Consider the following 20,240-nt stretch of genomic DNA (forward strand, 5'->3'; position numbering starts at 1 on the left):
ACAGTAACTCCGAAACCTGCAAAAGTAATCACGACAGCAACAATCTGCTCTGGTGATACTTACACATGGTCAGTAAATTCAACAGCCTATACAACAGGCGGAACCTATACAGTTGCAAACAACGGCTGTACGGCCGATCAGGAACTGCAGTTGACAGTAAGTCCAAAACCGGCAAAAGTAATCACGACAGCGACTATCTGCTCTGGTGATACTTACACATGGCCAGTAAACTCAACAGCTTATACAACAGGCGGAACCTATACAGTTGCAAACAATGGCTGTACGGCAGATCAGGAACTGCAGTTGACAGTAACTCCGAAACCTGCAAAAGTAATCACGACAGCAACAATCTGCTCTGGTGATACTTACACATGGTCAGTAAACTCGGCTAATTATACAGCAGGCGGAACTTATGTGGTTACCAACAATGGATGCACGGCAGATCAGGAACTGCAGTTGACAGTAACTCCGAAACCTGCAAAAGTGGTTACCACCGCGACTATCTGTTCGGGAGATACTTACACATGGTCAGTAAACTCGGCTAATTATACAACAGGCGGAACCTATACAGTTGCAAACAATGGATGCACGGCTGATCAGGAACTGCAGTTGACGGTAACTCCGAAACCGGCAAAAGTAATCACGACAGCGACTATCTGCTCTGGTGATACCTACAACTGGACAGTAAACTCAACAGCTTATACAGCAGGCGGAACTTACACAGTTGCAAACAATGGATGCACGGCTGATCAGGAACTGCACTTGACAGTAACTCCGAAACCCACAAAAGTGGTTACTACGGCAACAATCTGCTCTGGTGATACCTACAACTGGACAGTAAACTCAACAGCTTATACAGCCGGCGGAACTTATACAGTTGCAAATAATGGATGCACGGCTGATCAGGAACTGCAGTTGACAGTAATGAATCTTGCAAGTCCGATAGTTGGATTAATAACTCAGCCGACATGCACATCATCAACCGCTAGTGTTGAATTAAGTGGTTTACCAACTGGATCATGGACTATTAATCCGGGGAATATTATTGGAAATACTGCTACAACAACAATTACTGGCTTAATTGGTGGTAATACTTATAATTATACAGTTACTGACTCTTTAGGATGTCAATCTGCACCTTCTTCAAACGTAGCGGTTTCAAATTATATTTGTGCAGAAGATGATACTCCATCAATAATTAATGGAGCGACAGGTGGAACTATTTCGACTGTTTTTGCAAATGACAAAATAAATGGATCTTCATTTTTACCAACAAATGTTACTGTTTCTACAAGTACACTTCCAACAGGAATAGTTTTTAATTCTGATGGAACAATAACGGTTGCATCTAATACGCTTGCTGGTACACACTTGATTACTTATACGATTTGCATGTCGGCAAACACTAGTATTTGTGATTCTGCAACGGTAGAGATAGTAATTGAAAGACCGGTAATCGACGCAGTAACAGAGATTACAACAGCGATCAACAGCAACAACGGTGGTACAACTATCTCTTTAACTGCCAATGATACGCTGAACGGAACTCCGGTTACAGTAGGCACAGGCGCTGGTAAAGTAACATTCACATTAATCAACACGCTTCCAACAGGACTTACAATCAACGCAGACAAAACCATCACGGTAGCTCCGGGCACAGCCTCAGGAAACTACGAAGTGGAATACACGATCTGTGACAATGACCATGCGCTGAACTGCGATACGGTGAAGAGTTATATTTCCGTTACAGGCGATACGCTGGTTGCCAATACAGATTCTCCGGCTTCAGTGACACAGTCAACAACGGCTCAGACAATCATCACGGTAATCAGCAACGATACCAGAAACGGACAACCATTGACAGCATCAGAAGTAAAAATCACAACCACAGTTCAGGATCCTTCAGGCTACCTGACATTGGATCCGACAACAGGAGTTGTAACGCTTGGCGCAAATGCTCCAGCGGGAACTTACACGCTGACGTATTCGATCTGTGACAAGAGCAATACATCAAACTGCTCAACGGCGATTGTGAACCTAACGGTAAATGCTCCGGTAGTAATACCTGTAATCGACGCGGTGACTGAAACGACAACAGCCATCAACAGCAATAATGGAGGTACGACGGTATCACTAATAACTAATGATACACTGAACGGAACCCCGGTTATAGTGGGAACAGGTGCAGGACAGGTTGGCTTTACACTGGTAAGCACGCTTCCGGCAGGATTAACGCTAAATGCAGACAAAACGATCACGGTAGCTCCGGGCACAGCCTCAGGAAACTACGAAGTGGAATACACGATCTGTGACAACGACCATACGCTGAACTGTGATACAGTGAAGAGTTATGTTCAAGTAACAGGCGATACGCTTGTTGCCAATACCGATAATCCGAGCGCAGTGACACAATCAACAACGGCCCAGACAATCATCACGGTAATCAGCAACGATACCAGAAACGGACAACCGCTTACAGCATCGGAAGTAAAAATCACAACCACAGTTCAGGACCCTTCAGGCTACCTGACATTGGATCCGACAACAGGAGTTGTAACGCTTGGGGCTAATGCTCCGGCGGGAACTTACACCTTGACCTATTCAATCTGTGACAAGACCAATACATCGAACTGCTCAACAGCTACAGCAAACTTAACGGTAAATGCTCCGGTTGTGATTTCGATAATCGATGCGGTAACTGAAACGACAACAGCGATCAACAGCAATGTTGGAGGTACAACTATCTCTTTGACGGCTAATGATACGCTGAACGGAACTCCGGTTACAGTGGGAACAGGCGCAGGTCAGGTAGGCTTTACCCTTATCAGCACGCTTCCAACAGGACTTACAATCAACGCAGACAAAACCATCACAGTAGCTCCGGGCACAGCATCGGGAAGCTACGAAGTGGAATACACGATCTGTGACAATGACCATGCGCTGAACTGTGATACGGTGAAGAGTTATGTTTCCGTTACAGGCGATACACTGGTTGCCAATACCGATAATCCGAGTGCAGTGACACAGTCAACATCGGCTCAGACGATCATCACAGTAATTAACAACGATACCAGAAACGGACAGCCATTAACAGCATCGGAAGTAAAAATCACAACCACAGTTCAGGATCCTTCAGGCTACCTGACCTTGGATCCGGCAACAGGCGTTGTAACGCTTGGGGCTAATGCTCCGGCGGGAACTTATACTCTGACGTATTCGATCTGTGACAAGACCAATACATCAAACTGCTCAACGGCGAGTGTGAACTTAACGGTAAATGCTCCGGTTGTGATTCCTGTAATCGATGCGGTGACGGAAACTACAACGGCCATCAACAGCAACGCAGGTGGTACAACAATATCTTTGACGGCCAATGATACGCTGAACGGAACTCCGGTTACAGTAGGCACAGGTGCAGGTGAAGTAACTTTCACATTAATCAGCACGCTTCCAACAGGACTTACAATCAACGCAGACAAAACCATCACAGTAGCTCCGGGCACAGCCTCAGGAAACTACGAAGTGGAATACACGATCTGTGACAATGACCATACGCTGAACTGTGATACGGTGAAGAGTTATGTTTCCGTTACAGGTGATACATTGATAGCTAATACAGATGCTCCAAGCCCAGTGACACAGTCAACAACGGCTCAGACCATTATCACAGTTGTGAACAACGATACCAGAAACGGACAGCCATTAACAGCATCGGAAGTAAAAATCACAACCACAGTTCAGGACCCTTCAGGGTACCTGACATTGGATCCGACAACAGGAGTTGTAACGCTTGGCGCGAATGCTCCAGCGGGAACTTACACGCTGACGTATTCGATCTGTGACAAGACCAATACATCAAACTGCTCAACGGCGAGTGTGAACCTAACGGTAAATGCTCCGGTTGTGATTCCGGTAATCGATGCGGTAACCGAAACGACAACAGCGATCAACAGCAACGCAGGAGGCACTACCATCTCGCTTACGGCCAATGATACGCTGAACGGAACTCCGGTTACAGTGGGAACGGGTGCAGGACAGGTTGGCTTTACGCTTATCAGCACGCTTCCGTCAGGCTTAACTTTAAATGCTGACAAAGCCATCACGGTAGCTCCGGGTACAGCCTCAGGAAACTACGAAGTGGAATACACGATCTGTGACAACGACCATGCACTGAACTGTGATACAGTGAAGAGTTATGTTCAGATTACGGGCGATTTATTAGTATTGAAAGATGATGTAGCAGGTCCAATTGCAGGAGTTAATCATGCAGTGACGGTTATAAATGTTTTAGGAAATGATACTAAAAACGGATTGCCAATTACGGCTTCTGATGTAAATCTTTCTGTAACTATTGCAGATCCATCAGGGTATTTAACTTTAAATCCAGACGGAACAATAGTCTTAAAAGAAAATGCACCAGCAGGAACTTATGGACTTACTTATCAGGTTTGTGAATTGAACACAACAAATTGTGCAACAGCCAATGTGAAAGTTACAGTTGTTCTTCCAACGATGACCGTAACGGCAAATAGTTATTGCTCTAATGATGTTCCGTATGTATCTTATAACGTAACACCGGATAACTTTACAACAAATAATTTATTGACTGTAAAATGGATTGATAGTGCCAACAATGTTGTAGCGACTCAAACTAATTTACCATTGAGCGGAAATATTTTATGGCCAGGTGCAATTGTTGACGGCAACGGAATTGGAGTTGACTGGCCAGGATGGTTGCTAACAAACGGTCAATGGACAGAAGGCGCAGATGGATTTGAGAAAACCAGAACGGGAGTTACAATGGAGTTTTCATTAAACCCTACTGTAAGTGTAGCTGTAAGTTATCCTCCGGCAACACCACAATGTAATGCGAGACCAACTTTTGAAATCAAAGCAAACAACGACAGTGCTGGACCAATTGATGCTAAAAAAGGCATTAGCACGGCATTGAATATATTTAGTAATGACCGTTTAAACCAAACTACAGTAAACCAAACAGCTGTTGTTTTAAGTACTGTGGTTGCAAACCCTAATTTGATTTTAAACGCAGATGGTTCTGTTGATGTTAAAACAGGTACACCATCAGGAACGTATCAATTGACATATCAAATTTGCGAAGCTTCGAATTTGTCAAATTGCAGTCAGGCAGTTGTAAACGTTACAGTCGTGAATTCAGATGATCCGGCACCAGCACCACAGATTATTACAAAAGATGATCTTCAGGTAAATGTTGACGGAATTAATGGACAGCTTGAATTTATCAATATTTTAGATAATGACTTGCTGAATAACTTGCCAATCGATCCAGCAAATGTTGTCATTTCTAATACACCAAAAAGTCCATATTTTGAATTTAATGCAGACGGAACAGTAAATGTAAAACCAAATACGCCGGGAGGAACTTATGCTTTGACTTATCAAGTATGTGAAAAAGCAAATGCATCAAATTGCAGTTCGGCTACATTAAATGTTTTTGTTGAAGTTCCAAATATTGCCATTATTAAAACGGCAGTATTTAATGATGAAAACGGAAATGGATTTGCAAATGCAGGTGAAACAATCACCTATAAATTTAAAGTTACCAATACTGGTAATGTTCCGTTGACAAAAATAACAGTTAAAGATCCTTTACCTGGAGTTGTCGTTTCAGGACAAGCAATTGATCTAGCAGTAGGTGAAGCTAATCAGAATAATTTTACCGCACAGTATAAAATCACGCAAAGCGATATTATTCTGGGTACTGTCAGCAATCAGGCAACTGCAATTGGTTTTAGCGCTAGAGGAGTTGATGTTGAAGACAAATCAGATGATGAAAGCAATACAGGAGATAATCCGACAGTATTAAGCTTAGATGGCTGTAAAATAAAAGTGCTGAATGCTTTTTCACCAAATGGAGATTCAAAAAATGCAAGATTCTATATTCAAGGAATAGAATGTTATCCTGAAAATACAGTTGAAATTTATAATAGGTGGGGTGTATTGGTATTTGATACTGACCACTATAACAATCAAGACCGCGTTTTTGTTGGAGTTTCAGCAGGACGAGCGACTGTAAAAGAATCAGATGGATTGCCGGTTGGAACCTATTTTTATGTCTTGAAATATAAAGATAATGATTCAAATCCGCACGAACAGTCAGGTTACTTGTATCTTAATAAATAAAAAATGATAAACGGCTTGACTTTTAGCCAAGCCGTTTTAAAAGCTTACTAAATGAAAAAATTAATTTTAATTTTCATGTTTTTTTCAGTTGTGTGTTCCGCTCAGCAAGATTCGCAGTATACACAATATATGTATAATACAATCTCTGTGAATCCAGCATACGCGGGTTCGCGAGGTGTACTAAACGTATTTGGATTGTATCGTACACAATGGGTAGGACTTGACGGAGCACCACAAACAAGTACTTTTTCAGTAAACACACCTTTAGATAATACTAAATTAGGATTGGGTGTTTCTTTAGTCAATGATAAAATTGGGCCAACTGTTGAAAATACATTGTCAGCTGATTTGTCTTATAGTATTCCAACTTCTGAATCATTTAAACTTTCTTTCGGAATAAAAGCTACGGCCAATTTGTTTAATCTTGACGTAAACAAATTAAGTTTTGAAGATCAAGGCGATGAACAATTCCAAGATTTAAATAATAAATTCACGCCAAATATCGGTGCCGGTGTTTATTGGCATTCGGACCGAGCTTATTTAGGATTCTCGGTTCCTAATTTCATCGAAACAAATCGTTATGACGATAATAATACCGCCATTTTTAAAGAAAAAATCAATTACTATCTAATGGCGGGTTATGTATTTAATCTGGACAAATTAGAATATATCAGGTTTAAGCCAGCCTTATTGACCAAAATGGTTCAGGGAGCTCCTTTACAGGTTGATGTTTCAGGTAATTTTATGTTCTATGATAAATTTGTTGTTGGGCTTGCTTATCGCTGGAGCGCTTCAGTAAGTGCAATGGCAGGTTTTCAAGTGTCAAAAGGGATGTATATTGGTTATGGATATGATCACGAAACGACTGCTTTAAGAAGATATAACTCAGGATCTCATGAAATTTTCCTTCGTTTCGAGTTTTTCAACAGTTTTAACAAAATGATCTCTCCACGATTCTTCTAATTAATGCCAGCTATGAGAATTAAAATTTTAAGCTTTTCTGTTTTGTTTGTGTGCTTTCTTTTCAAAATGAATGCGCAGACAGCAAACAATACAAATGCCGCAGACAAAAAGTACGACGATTATGCTTACGCCGATGCCATAAAAGCATATGAAAGCCTTATAGATAAAGGTGTTAAAGATGAAAGAATCGTGCAAAGACTTGGCAATTCGTATTATTTTATTGGTGAGTTGCCCTCTGCTCTTCAATGGTACAAAGAGTTGTTTGCAATAAATGAAGAACAGGAACCGGAATATTTGTACCGATATGCTCAGTGCTTAAAAGCATCCGGAAATTATCGAAAGGCCGATGAAGTTTTAGAAAAATTCAACCTAAAAGCGGGTTCAGAAAAAAGAGCTTCATTGATTAGAGAGGATAAAAATTATTTGGAACAGATAAAATTAAATTCGGGACGATATGAAGTTGCTGATGCCGGAATAAATTCGCCTTATTCTGATTATGGAAGTGTTATTTACGATAAAAGAATTGTTTTTACTTCGGCCAGAGATACGGGCGGAATTGCAAAAACGAGTTTTAAATGGACAAACAAATCTTTTTCTAAATTATATATTGCCGATTTAATGCCAGATGGAAGTGTCAGCAAGCCAAAATTATTCCGTAAAAAACAAAAATCAAGATTCAACGAGTCAACTCCTGTTTTTACAAAAGATGGCCGAACGATGTATTTTACAAGAAATAATTTTACTGACGGAAAAAGAGGAAGCAGCGATAAGCAAATAACACTTTTAAAACTCTATAAATCAGAGTATGTTAATGATGCTTGGGAAGAAGCTAAAGAACTTCCTTTCAATAGTGATCAGTACAGCACTGCGCATCCCGCATTGAGCATGGATGAAAAAATCTTGTATTTTGCATCCGATATGCCAGGAACTTTAGGACAGTCAGATTTGTTTAAAGTTGCCATAAATGCAGACGGAACTTTTGGACAGCCTCAAAATTTAGGACCGGTGATTAATACCGAAGGAAGAGAAACTTTCCCTTTTATATCTGCCGAAAATGAACTTTATTTTGCTTCAGATGGACGTCCAGGATTGGGCGGACTTGATATTTTTGTTACAAAAATAAATGCCGATGGTACAATCGACGATGATGTACAAAATGTGGGAGAACCTGTAAACAGCAAACAAGATGATTTTGCATTTACAATTGATAGAAAAAACAGAAACGGATTCTTTTCTTCCAATAGAGAAAACGGCCAAGGTTTAGATGATGTTTATCGTTTTACAGAAACTAAAAGGCTGGTTTGCGAACAGGATTTAATGGGAACAGTTTCTGATGCTGAATCGAATGAAGTTTTATCAAATGTCAGTTTAACTTTATTTGATGAAAATTTAAATCCTCTTTCAACAATTACAACAGATGAAAAAGGAAATTATATATTTCCAAAAATAAAATGCGGTAAAAAATATTCTATTCGAGCATCAAAAAGTGATTATGGAATAAAAGATATTTCGACAGCAGTTAAAAAAGCAAATGGCAAGACAACTATGGATTTTACAATGCAAAAAATATTCAAACCTTTAGCGGCTAAAACTATCGAAATCAAAAAAACAGCAGTGAAACCGGTTAAACTCGGACCAATAAAAATTGGAACCGATTTGGCCAAATTGCTTCATATTCCAATGAACTTTTTTGATTTAGGAAAAGCAACTATCAAAAAAACATCTGAGCCTGATTTGCAAAAAGTGGTTGATATTTTAAATCAGTATCCAAACATAAAATTAGACATACGTTCGCATACTGACAGCCGTTCATCGGCAGAAAGCAATCAAATTTTATCAGATAAAAGAGCACAGTCAACTAAAGATTGGCTTATCAGCAAAGGAATTGATGCTGGCCGATTAACAGCAAAAGGTTACGGTGAAACAAAATTAATAAACAGATGTGCTGACGGAGTAAAATGTACCGAAAAAGAGCATCAGCAAAACAGACGAAGTGAATTTATCATCGTAGGTTTGTAAAAAAATAATTCATAAAAAAGAGCGCTTTTCTTAACTTAGAAAAGCGCTCTTTTTTATGGAATCATTAAAAGCGTTAAAAAAACAAATTTTTCACAAAAAACTTCTTCAATTGATTTCATTCTTTATTGAATAATTTTGAAAAATCGAAATGTGCTGTATTTTATTTAAAATGAATGAATTAGCTTTTTAAAAAGTAAATTTTAATAACAAGTTTTATCATTTTTTATTTAACTTTATAAAACTAAATTTTTTCAGATATGACTGTAAATCAAATACTAAACGCAAAAGGGAGAAATGTTTTTTCCGTACTTTCAACTACAACAGTTTATGAAGCATTGAAAGTAATGGGTGAAAAAAACATCGGGGCTATCCTTGTAATTGATGGAACCGACCTTAAAGGAATATTGTCTGAAAGAGATTATGCCCGAAAAATTGTTTTAAAAGACAAATCGTCAAAAGAAACATTTGTGCATGAAATTATGGAAAGCAATGTTTTCTCAGTAAATCTTTCAAATAATATTGAAGATTGTATGGAGCTGATGAGTACAAAAAGAATCAGACATTTGCCTGTTTTAGAAGATGGAACTGTAGTTGGAATTATCTCAATCAGTGATGTTGTAAAGGCAATTATCGAAATTCAGAAAGACACAATAAACCATCTAAATTCTTATATTTCCCAATAAAGAAAACCTGAAAAATATACTTTTAAAAATAGTCCTGATTTTGATGGACTATTTTTTTTTGATGCTATAAATTGTTATTTTAACAAAAGAAAGCACTAAAAACGCCCCATTTTAAACTAAGACTTATATCTTTGTAAGCTAGAATAAAAGCTAAAAATAATGAACAAAGAGAGTAAAAGAAGAGAAGCGCTGCTGTATCACTCAGAGCCGACTCCAGGAAAAATTCAGGTAGTTCCAACAAAAAAATACGCAACCCAGAGAGACTTATCGCTGGCTTATTCGCCAGGAGTTGCAGAGCCATGTTTAGATATTGCAGCAAACGTTGAAGACGTTTATAAATACACAGCAAAAGGAAACTTAGTAGCTGTAATTTCAAATGGTACTGCAGTTTTAGGACTTGGAGACATTGGTCCTGAAGCATCAAAACCTGTAATGGAAGGAAAAGGTTTATTATTCAAAATATTCTCTGATATTGATGTTTTTGATATAGAAGTCAATACAAAAGATGTAGAAGAATTTATCCAGACAGTAAAAAATATCGCTCCAACTTTTGGAGGTATTAATCTTGAAGATATTAAAGCACCGGAATCTTTCGAAATTGAAAGAAGATTGGTAGAAGAATTAGATATTCCGGTAATGCACGATGACCAGCATGGTACGGCGATTATCTCGTCAGCGGCATTAATCAATGCGCTAGAATTAGCAGGAAAAAAAGCAGAAGATGTAAAAGTAGTAGTTTCTGGCGCAGGTTCGGCTGCAATAGCATGTACTGATTTATATGTTTTACTTGGTGTACAGGTTAAGAATATTTTAATGTATAACAGTAAAGGACTTTTAACAAAAGACAATCCTTCACTTTCTGAATTACAATTAAAATATGCAATTGACGGTCCTAAAATTGAATTAGCTGAAGCTGTAAAAGGTGCAGATGTTTTCATCGGACTATCTTCAGGAGATATTCTATCGCCTGAAATGTTATTGACAATGAAAGATAATCCGATTGTTTTTGCAATGGCAAATCCAAATCCGGAGATCGATTATAATTTAGCTGTAGAAACTCGTAAAGATGTTATTATGGCTACGGGACGTTCTGATTTTCCTAATCAGGTTAATAACGTTCTTGGTTTCCCATATATTTTTAGAGGAGCACTAGACGTAAGAGCTACAAAAATTAACGAAGCAATGAAAATGGCGGCTGTAAAAGCTTTAGCTATTTTGGCAAAAGAACCAGTTCCAGAACAAGTTAACGTAGCTTACGGTGCGACAAAATTAGGTTTTGGTCAAGAATATATCATTCCAAAACCGTTTGATCCTAGATTGATTACAATTGTAGCGCCTGCAGTTGCAAAAGCAGCAATGGAATCTGGTGTAGCAAAAAATCCTATTACGGATTGGGCAGCTTATGAAGATGTGCTTCGCGAACGTATGGGGAATGATAACAAAATGGTACGTTTAATTACGAACCGTGCTAAATTAGATCCTAAACGAATTGTTTTTGCTGAAGCGGATCACTTAAATGTATTAAAAGCGGCGCAAATTGTTTATGAAGATGGTATTGGTTTCCCTATTTTATTAGGAAACAGAGAAATTATATTAGAATTAAAAGCAGAATTAGGTTTTGATGCTGATCTTGAAATCATCGATCCTAAAACAAATGAAGAAGAAGCAAGACGCAATAGATTTGCAAATTCATACTGGGAAGCAAGAGAGCGCAGAGGTGTTTCATTGCTTGATGCTCAAAAATTCATGCGCGAAAGAAACTATTTTGCAGCCATGATGGTAAATGAAGGAGAAGCTGATGCTGTTGTTACTGGTCATTCTAGAAGTTATCCAAGTGTGGTAAAACCAATGCTTCAGTTAATTGAAAAAGCACCGGGAGCTTCACTTGTTGCAACTGCAAATATGATGCTTACAGCACGTGGTCCAATGTTTTTATCAGATACTGCAATCAATATTAATCCGTCTGCTCAAGATTTAATTAATATTGCATTGATGACTGCTAAAACAGCAAAAATGTTTGGTATTGAGCCAGTTATTGCGATGGTTTCGTATTCAAATTTTGGTTCATCAACACATCAAAATGCTTCAAAAGTGAGAGAAGCGGTTGCTTATCTGCATAAAAATCATCCTGAATTGATTGTTGATGGAGAAATTCAGGCAGATTTCGCTTTAAATTCTGAAATGCTTAAAGAAAAATTCCCTTTCTCTAAATTAGCAGGCAAAAAAGTAAATACATTGGTTTTCCCTAACTTAGAGTCAGCAAATATTACTTACAAGCTATTGAAGGAATTGAATAAGGCAGGTTCTATTGGTCCAATTATGATGGGACTTGGTAAACCCGTACATATTTTCCAGTTAGGAGCAAGCGTTGAAGAAATGGTAAATATGGCTGCGATTGCAGTTATTGACGCTCAAGAAAAAGAAATTAAAAAAAATAAAGTAGTCCAATAGCCCTTATAGTAAACTGAGATCAATATTGTCTTATTTTTACTTATATTTGGTACTATAAATTATATTTATGATAGCACATTTGCAAGGGAAATTGGTTGAAAAAAATCCCACAGAAGTTGTAATTGATTGTGGTGGAGTGGGTTATCATGTAAATATATCTTTGCATACCTTTTCACTGATTCCTAACGCTGATTTTATAAAATTGTATACGCATCTTCAAATTAAAGAAGATGCGCATACTTTATTTGGTTTCGTCGAGAAATCAGAGCGCGAAATATTCCGAATGTTATTATCTGTTTCTGGTATCGGTGCCAATATTGCAAGAACAATGTTGTCTTCAATCGAGCCAAAACAAATTATTAATGCTATTGCATCTGGAGATGTCGGAGTTATTCAGTCAATTAAAGGAATTGGCAGTAAAACAGCGCAGAGAGTTATACTTGATTTAAAGGAAAAAGTGTTAAAGTTGTACGACTTGGATGAAGTTTCGGTAGTTCAAAACAATACAAATAGAGATGAAGCGTTATCTGCTTTGGAAGTTTTAGGATTTGTTCGAAAAGCTTCTGAAAAAGTAGTCGAAAAGATTGTCAAAGAAGATCCGGAAGCTACTGCAGAAACCATCATAAAAAAAGCATTAAAAAGCTTGTAATTCAACTAACATAAACCAATTGTATGCGTAAAATTTGTATTTTTTTACTGGTTTTATTTTGTGGCAATGTTTTGCAATCGCAAGTAAATCCGGCAGTTCAAGATACAACAAAAACTCAGTTTTCCGTAGGGAAAGTAGAGTTGAAAGATCCACCAAGCATACTTTCGGCATACAAATACGATCCAATTTCAGATCGTTATATTTATTCCAATTCAGTTGATGGCTTTCCTGTAAATTATCCAATTATTTTAACGCCTAAAGAGTATGAAGATTTAGTTCTGAAAGAATCTAGACGTGACTATTTCAGAAAAAAAGCGGATGCAATTGATGGTAAAAAAGCGGGAAGCGAGGCAGCAAAAAAGAATTTACTGCCAAGATATTACGTTAATTCAAGTTTTTTTGAAAGCATTTTTGGAAGTAATACTATTGACGTAAAGCCAACAGGTTCAGTTGAAATGGACTTGGGAATACGCTACACTAAACAAGACAATCCTTCATTTTCGCCAAGAAACAGATCAAGTCTCACATTCGATTTCGATCAGCGAATCAGCATGAGCTTAATGGGGAAAGTGGGTACAAGATTAGAGGTAAATGCTAATTATGATACCCAGTCAACATTTGCTTTTCAGAACTTATTTAAACTTGCTTATACTCCTTCAGAAGATGATATTATCCAGAAAGTTGAAGTAGGTAATGTGAGCATGCCGTTAAATAGTACATTAATACGCGGTGCACAGAGTTTATTTGGTGTAAAAACACAATTGCAATTTGGAAAAACGACCGTTACAGGAGTTTTCTCTGAACAAAAATCACAAACAAAGAGTGTTGTAGCCGAAGGTGGTGGTACAGTTCAAAACTTTGATTTGTATGCCTTAGATTATGATAACGACAGGCACTTTTTCTTATCACAATATTTTAGAGATAAATATGATGCTTCTTTAAAAAGCTATCCCGTAATTAACAGCCGTGTTCAAATAACTCGAATAGAAGTTTGGGTAACCAATAAACAAAATAGAGTAAGCACAACGAGTAATAATCTTCGTAATATTATTGCGCTTCAGGATTTAGGTGAAGGGCCTCTAAGTGATGTTCCAGATAACCAAGTGGTTGTTATTAGCTCTACAGCAGGATTCTTTAATACTTCTAAACCTATTGATTCACCATCGGATAATGAAAATAATGCTTACAATCCTGCTGCAATTGGTCAGCCAGGAGCATTTTTAAATTCGAATATTAGAGAAATCGTTACGGCAAAGTCTGGATTTAACAATACAAATGTTAACGAAGGAACTGATTACTCCATATTGGAGAATGCGCGCAAATTAACAGCTAACGAATTTACTTTCAATCCGCAACTTGGGTACATATCGTTGCAACAGCGTCTGGCAAATGATGAGATTTTAGCCGTTGCATATGAATATACAGAAGGAGGAAAGATCTATCAAGTTGGAGAATTTGGAAGTGACGGGGTTGATGCAACTGTTGTTACAGGAAGTAATAATGCAAATCAGGCTATTATTACACAAAGTTTGATTTTGAAAATGCTTAAAAGCAACTTGACAAATGTGCAGAATCCGGTTTGGAACCTGATGATGAAAAACGTTTATCAAATTCCGCAGGCGTATCAAATTAAACAAGATGATTTTAGAATGAACATCTTATATACAGATCCTTCGCCAATAAATTATATTACGCCAGTTCCTGGAACTCTTTTTCCAGATGATGACCCTGTAAATCCAAAACCAGAAAATTATTATATTACTAAAAAACCATTATTAAATGTTTTTAACCTTGATCAGTTAAATTATAATAATGACCCACAAAAGGGCGGTGACGGATTCTTTGATTATCTTCCAGGTATTACTGTTGATGTTCAAAACGGTCGTATCATTTTTACAACAAAAGAGCCTTTTGGAAAACTTCTGTTTGATAAACTAAATACAGGTTCAGGAGAAAACTATAACGATCCTTCTACATACAATCCAAATCAAAAAAAATACGTGTTTAATAACATGTATCGAAATACACAATCTGGAGCTTTGCAAGATAGTGACAAGAATAAATTTTTATTGAGAGGTAAATATAAATCGTCAGGAAGCAGTGGAATTCCGATTGGAGCTTTCAACGTACCTCAAGGTTCTGTTGTAGTTATGGCTGCCGGACGAAGATTAGTTGAGGGAATTGATTATAGTGTCGATTATCAATTAGGAAGAGTTCAAATTTTAGATCCGTCGCTTCAGGCTTCAAATACACCAATTGAGGTTTCATTGGAGAATAACTCTATTTTCGGACAACAAACCCGAAGATTTATGGGATTCAATATCGAACATAAAATTTCTGATAAATTTGTTGTTGGCGGTACTTATTTGAAAATGACTGAAAAGCCGTTTACTCAAAAATCAAGTTATGGTCAGGAATCTGTAAACAATACAATTTTTGGATTTAATGGAAATTATGCGACCGAAGTTCCATTTTTTACAAGATTAGTGAATAAACTTCCAAACATTGATACAGATGTTCCGTCAAATCTTTCTGTTCGAGGCGAAATTGCTTTTCTAAAACCTGACGCCCCAAAAGCCAGTGATTTTGAAGGCGAAGCAACTATTTACGTAGATGATTTTGAAGGTTCTCAATCAACAATTGATATGAGGTCTGCATATGCGTGGAGTCTGGCTTCGACACCATTTGTTAATTCGATAAATGACAATACATTTAATGCAAATTCAAGCACGTTAGAATATGGATATAAACGTGCAAAATTAGCTTGGTATACGATTGATCCTGTTTTTTATTCGTCAAAGCCTTCTGGTATTTCAAATGATGATTTGTCGTTAAATACCACTCGAAGAATTTACAGTAAAGAATTATATCCAAATACGGATATTGCTCAAGGTCAGATTCAGGTAGTAAATACATTGGATTTAACCTATTTTCCATCAGACAGAGGACCTTATAATAATAATCCGAATTTTAGTTCAGGTGCGGCATCTTCAAATTTTGGAGGAATTATGCGTGCTTTGAACTCAACCAATTTTGAGCAGGGAAATGTTGAATACATTCAGTTTTGGGTATTAGATCCATATGTTGGAAATGGGGAAGCTCCGGGGAACAATACGGGAAAAATTTATTTCAATTTAGGAGAAATTTCTGAAGATGTTTTAAAAGACGGAAGAAAGCAATATGAAAATGGTTTAGGGCCAGATCAGGTAATGGTTAATCCGCAGCCGCTTTGGGGAGATGTACCGGCTTCTCAATCTTTGATCTATGCATTTGATACTAATCCAGATAATCGAAAAAATCAGGATGTTGGTTTAGATGGATTGCCAGATGCTAAAGAAGCCTCAGTTTATACGAATTATGCAGGAGAAGAAGATCCTGCGGCAGATAACTATAAATATTATTTAAATACTGACGGAGGAGTTCTGGACCGTTATAAAAGATACAATGGAACAGAAGGAAACTCTGCTGTAAGTATTGATGATCCTAATCGTGGGTCAACAACACTTCCAGACGTAGAAGATATTAATCGTGACAATACTATGAGTACGATTAATGCTTATTATGAATACAGTGTCGATGTGAAACCTGGAATGCAGGTAGGGCAAAATTATATTACTGATATTCGTGAAGTAAGCAATGTCGAATTGCCAAACGGCGGAACGACAACTGCAAGATGGATTCAGTTTAAAATTCCGGTTGCAAAACCTCAAAATACTATTGGAAACATATCTGATTTTAGATCTATCCGTTTCATGCGCATGTTTATGACGGGTTTTACCGATCAAATGACGGTTCGTTTTGGAGCTTTAGATTTAGTGAGAGGCGAATGGAGAAGATACACCGGTACGCTTGATGCAAACGATCCAAATCCAGATGATGATGGAACACAGTTTGATGTTGCGGCAGTTAATATTCAGGAAAACGGTACAAAATGTCCTGTAAATTATGTTATTCCGCCGGGCGTTCAAAGAGAGCAATTGTACAATAACAATACAATTATCAATCAAAACGAACAGGCTTTAGCAGTTCGAATTGGAGGTACAGGATTGCAGTATCAGGATTCAAGAGCCGTTTTCAAAAATGTAAGTGTAGATATGCGTCAGTATAAAAAACTGAAAATGTTTTTGCATGCTGAATCACTTCCAAATGAAACTGCGTTATTAGATGAGGAAATGGTTGGTTTTATTCGTTTTGGTAACGACTTTACACAAAACTATTATCAAGTCGAAATTCCATTAAAAGTTACACAAACAGGAGGATCTTGTACAATAGCTCCAGATTTAGTTTGGATGGAAGACAATAATATTGACTTAGCGCTTGAGTTATTAACCCGAATGAAAATCAAAGCCATGCCTTTAGATATTAATTCTCCTAAAAGAGATATTAATGGCGTGTATTATCCTGATGATGACCCTGATTTGATTTCAAGTGGAGGTGATGGTGACAGTAAATTAAAGCTGGGTATTAAAGGAAATCCAAATTTTGGTTTGGTTCGAAATTTAATGGTCGGAGTAAAAAGCAGGGCAGATCATAAAGATATTAAAGGAGAAGTTTGGTTCAATGAACTTCGTATGTCGGATTTAGATAATAAAGGCGGAATGGCAGCATTGTTAAATGTTGATACCAACATGGCCGATTTTGCGACCGTTTCGGCAACAGGAAGGAAAAGTACGATTGGTTTTGGATCGCTTGAGCAGGGAGCAAATGAAAGAGATCGTGAAGATATTCAGCAATATAATATCGTGACAAATTTGAATTTAGGAAAATTAATGCCTCACAAATGGGGAATTAATTTGCCTTTTAATTATGCTATCGGTGAAGAAGTTATTACGCCAGAATATGATCCTTTTAATCAGGATATCAAATTAGATCAGCTGATAAAAGAAACAACTGATCCAGCGGAAAAAGATAATATCAGAACCCGAGCAGTAGATTATACAAAGCGTAAGAGCATTAATTTTATTGGCGTTAGAAAAGACAGAGCTCCAGAGCAGAAACCTCATGTTTATGATATTGAAAATTTCACATTTTCACAATCATACAATCAAGTGGCGCGTCATGATTATGAAGTGGAAGATTATCGTGATGAACAGTCAAATTCGGCTGTAAATTATGCTTATACTTTTCAGCCAAAAGAAGTGGTGCCTTTCAAACAGACCAAATTCATGAAAAAAAGTGATTATTGGAAAATGCTGAGCGACATTAACTTTAATTATCTTCCTTCGAATGTTACTTTCAATACAAATATTTTAAGACAAAGCAATCGTCAGCAGTATCGACTTGTAGAAGTTGAAGGAATTGGGCTTGATCCACTTTACAGACGAAATTTTGCTTTCAACTATCAATATGGTTTTGGTTTTAATGTGACCAAATCTTTAAAACTGAATTATACTGCAGCATCAAATAATATTGTGAAAAATTATTTGAATGCTGATAATACACCAAAAGAAGATTTCAACATTTGGGATGATTATTTTGATTTGGGAACACCAAATCAGCACTTGCAGCAATTAATATTGAATTATGAAATTCCGATTAATAAAATTCCAGTTTTAAGTTTTGTAAAGGCGGCATATACCTATACTGCAGATTATAGCTGGCAGCGTTCATCAACGGCTTTATCTCAGTTTACGGCGGATGACGGAATTACATATAATTTAGGAAATACAATTCAAAATGCAAATTCAAATACGCTGACTTCAACATTTGAAATGAATAAATTGTATAAGTACTTAGGTTTGACTCCTGGAGGAAAAACAGCTGCGAAACCGAAACCGACAGCGCCACCAAAACCAGGAGAAAAAATTGTAAATACAACGGCAAAACCTGTAGTTAATAACAGCCCGTTTTATGACGGTTTAATTGGTGTTTTGACAAGTTTGAAAGATGTAAAGGTTAATTATACTAAAAATAGCGGAACGGTTTTACCGGGTTATACCCCAAGCGTTGGTTTCTTTGGTACAGCAAAACCATCTTTAGGGTTTATTTTTGGAAGTCAGGACGATGTTCGTTATGAAGCAGCAAAAAATGGCTGGTTAACGAATTATGATAATTTCAATCAAAACTTTACACAGGTTACAAACAAGATTTTAAAAGTTACTGCAAATATTATCCCGTTTCCTGATCTGACAATTGATTTGGCTATGGATCGTACTTATTCTCGAAATTCATCTGAACAATATAGTGTTGTGGATGGAGAATATATGCCATTATCACCTTATACATATGGAATGTTTTCAATCTCAACGGTATTGATCAAAACATCTTTTGCAACCAGCAATGAAAATGAATCGGCGGCATTTGATGATTTTAGAAATAATCGTTTAGTCATTGCAAATCGATTGGCTGAGGACCATTATGGAGCCGGTGCGACAATACCAAGATATGGAGATGCAAATAATCCAATTCCTGCACCTGGAGATGCGAATTATGCTGTTTATAGTGCCAATGTAGGATATCCGATTGGTTTTACAAAAAGCAATCAGGCCGTTTTACTGCCATCATTTTTAGCAGCTTATTCAGGAGGAAATGCTTCAAGCAGTTCAACAGATATTTTTAGAAGTTTCCCTATTCCAAACTGGAGTATAAAATACAATGGTTTGATGCGTTATAAATATTTTAAAGATAAATTCAAACGTTTCTCTTTACAACACAATTACAGAGCATCTTATACGGTAAACCAATATAGATCAAATTTTGATTATTACGAAACTCCAGGCGGACAAGATGTGAATACAAACTTCTATAACCAAACGGTAATGTCAAATGTCAATTTAGTGGAGCAGTTCAGTCCGCTGATTCGTGTCGATTTTGAGCTTAAAAGTTCTTTCCGTCTGTTGACCGAAATTAAGAGAGACAGAGCATTATCGATGAGTTTTGATAATAACTTGCTTACAGAGGTAAAAGGTGTTGAGTATGTTGTGGGAGCGGGATATCGTTTTAAAGATGTTATTTTTTCATCTCGATTAGCAGATAGTCCAACGGGAATTATTAAAAGTGATATTAACATAAAAGCTGATTTTTCATATAGAAATAACCAGACATTAGTTCGTTATTTAGATTATGACAATAACCAGCTTGCGGCAGGTCAAAATATTTGGGCATTAAAATTAACAGCAGATTATGCATTCAGCAAAAATCTTACAGCTATATTTTACTATGATCATTCATTTTCGAAAGCAGTTATTTCGACTTCATTCCCGCTTACAAATATTAGATCAGGATTTACACTCAGATATAATTTCGGAAATTAAATTTAGAATTCTGAACTAAATTTTATTAGAAGATTATTACATTTGTGTCTTATTTATTAA

General features: G+C 37.1%; 7 protein-coding genes. All 7 read left to right on the forward strand.

The window, feature by feature from the left end; all coding sequences use genetic code 11:
• The coding region (locus tag GKZ88_RS11260) for a gliding motility-associated C-terminal domain-containing protein (protein ID WP_155102481.1) at positions 1 to 6,162 on the forward strand (6,162 nt) is incomplete at its 5' end.
• Between the two features lie 51 nt (positions 6,163 to 6,213).
• Entirely contained in the window at positions 6,214 to 7,125 is a 912-nt protein-coding gene (locus GKZ88_RS11265; RefSeq protein WP_155102482.1) for a type IX secretion system membrane protein PorP/SprF, read from the forward strand.
• 66 nt (positions 7,126 to 7,191) lie between these two features.
• The gene (locus tag GKZ88_RS11270; RefSeq protein ID WP_347343871.1) at positions 7,192 to 9,144 is read left to right on the forward strand and encodes an OmpA family protein; all 1,953 of its coding nucleotides are present in this window, start codon (positions 7,192 to 7,194) and stop codon (positions 9,142 to 9,144) included.
• A 257-nt stretch (positions 9,145 to 9,401) separates the two neighbouring features.
• On the forward strand, positions 9,402 to 9,827 hold the full coding sequence (locus tag GKZ88_RS11275) for a CBS domain-containing protein (RefSeq protein WP_155102484.1): 426 nt from the start codon (positions 9,402 to 9,404) through the stop codon (positions 9,825 to 9,827).
• A 159-nt stretch (positions 9,828 to 9,986) separates the two neighbouring features.
• Positions 9,987 to 12,278: an NADP-dependent malic enzyme gene (locus GKZ88_RS11280; RefSeq protein ID WP_155102485.1), complete on the forward strand. Its 2,292-nt coding sequence runs from the start codon at positions 9,987 to 9,989 to the stop codon at positions 12,276 to 12,278.
• Between the two features lie 67 nt (positions 12,279 to 12,345).
• Positions 12,346 to 12,927 carry a Holliday junction branch migration protein RuvA gene (gene ruvA / locus GKZ88_RS11285; RefSeq protein WP_155102486.1) on the forward strand — a complete coding sequence of 194 codons (582 nt, stop codon included), beginning with the start codon at positions 12,346 to 12,348 and terminating at the stop codon, positions 12,925 to 12,927.
• Between the two features lie 23 nt (positions 12,928 to 12,950).
• Positions 12,951 to 20,180 carry a cell surface protein SprA gene (gene sprA, locus GKZ88_RS11290; RefSeq protein WP_155102487.1) on the forward strand — a complete coding sequence of 2,410 codons (7,230 nt, stop codon included), beginning with the start codon at positions 12,951 to 12,953 and terminating at the stop codon, positions 20,178 to 20,180.
• The last annotated feature ends 60 nt before the right edge of the window (positions 20,181 to 20,240 follow it).

Source organism: Flavobacterium sp. LC2016-01 (assembly GCF_009711135.1).
In the GTDB taxonomy this organism is placed as follows: Bacteria; Bacteroidota; Bacteroidia; order Flavobacteriales; family Flavobacteriaceae; genus Flavobacterium.

Bases quoted from the DNA above. Each gene is read 5' to 3' on its own strand.
- GKZ88_RS11270 (WP_347343871.1), top strand. From the start codon at position 7,192: ATGAATGCGCAGACAGCAAACAATACAAATGCCGCAGACAAAAAGTAC.
- ruvA (WP_155102486.1), top strand. From the start codon at position 12,346: ATGATAGCACATTTGCAAGGGAAATTGGTTGAAAAAAATCCCACAGAA.
- sprA (WP_155102487.1), top strand. From the start codon at position 12,951: ATGCGTAAAATTTGTATTTTTTTACTGGTTTTATTTTGTGGCAATGTT.
- GKZ88_RS11280 (WP_155102485.1), top strand. From the start codon at position 9,987: ATGAACAAAGAGAGTAAAAGAAGAGAAGCGCTGCTGTATCACTCAGAG.
- GKZ88_RS11265 (WP_155102482.1), top strand. From the start codon at position 6,214: ATGAAAAAATTAATTTTAATTTTCATGTTTTTTTCAGTTGTGTGTTCC.
- GKZ88_RS11275 (WP_155102484.1), top strand. From the start codon at position 9,402: ATGACTGTAAATCAAATACTAAACGCAAAAGGGAGAAATGTTTTTTCC.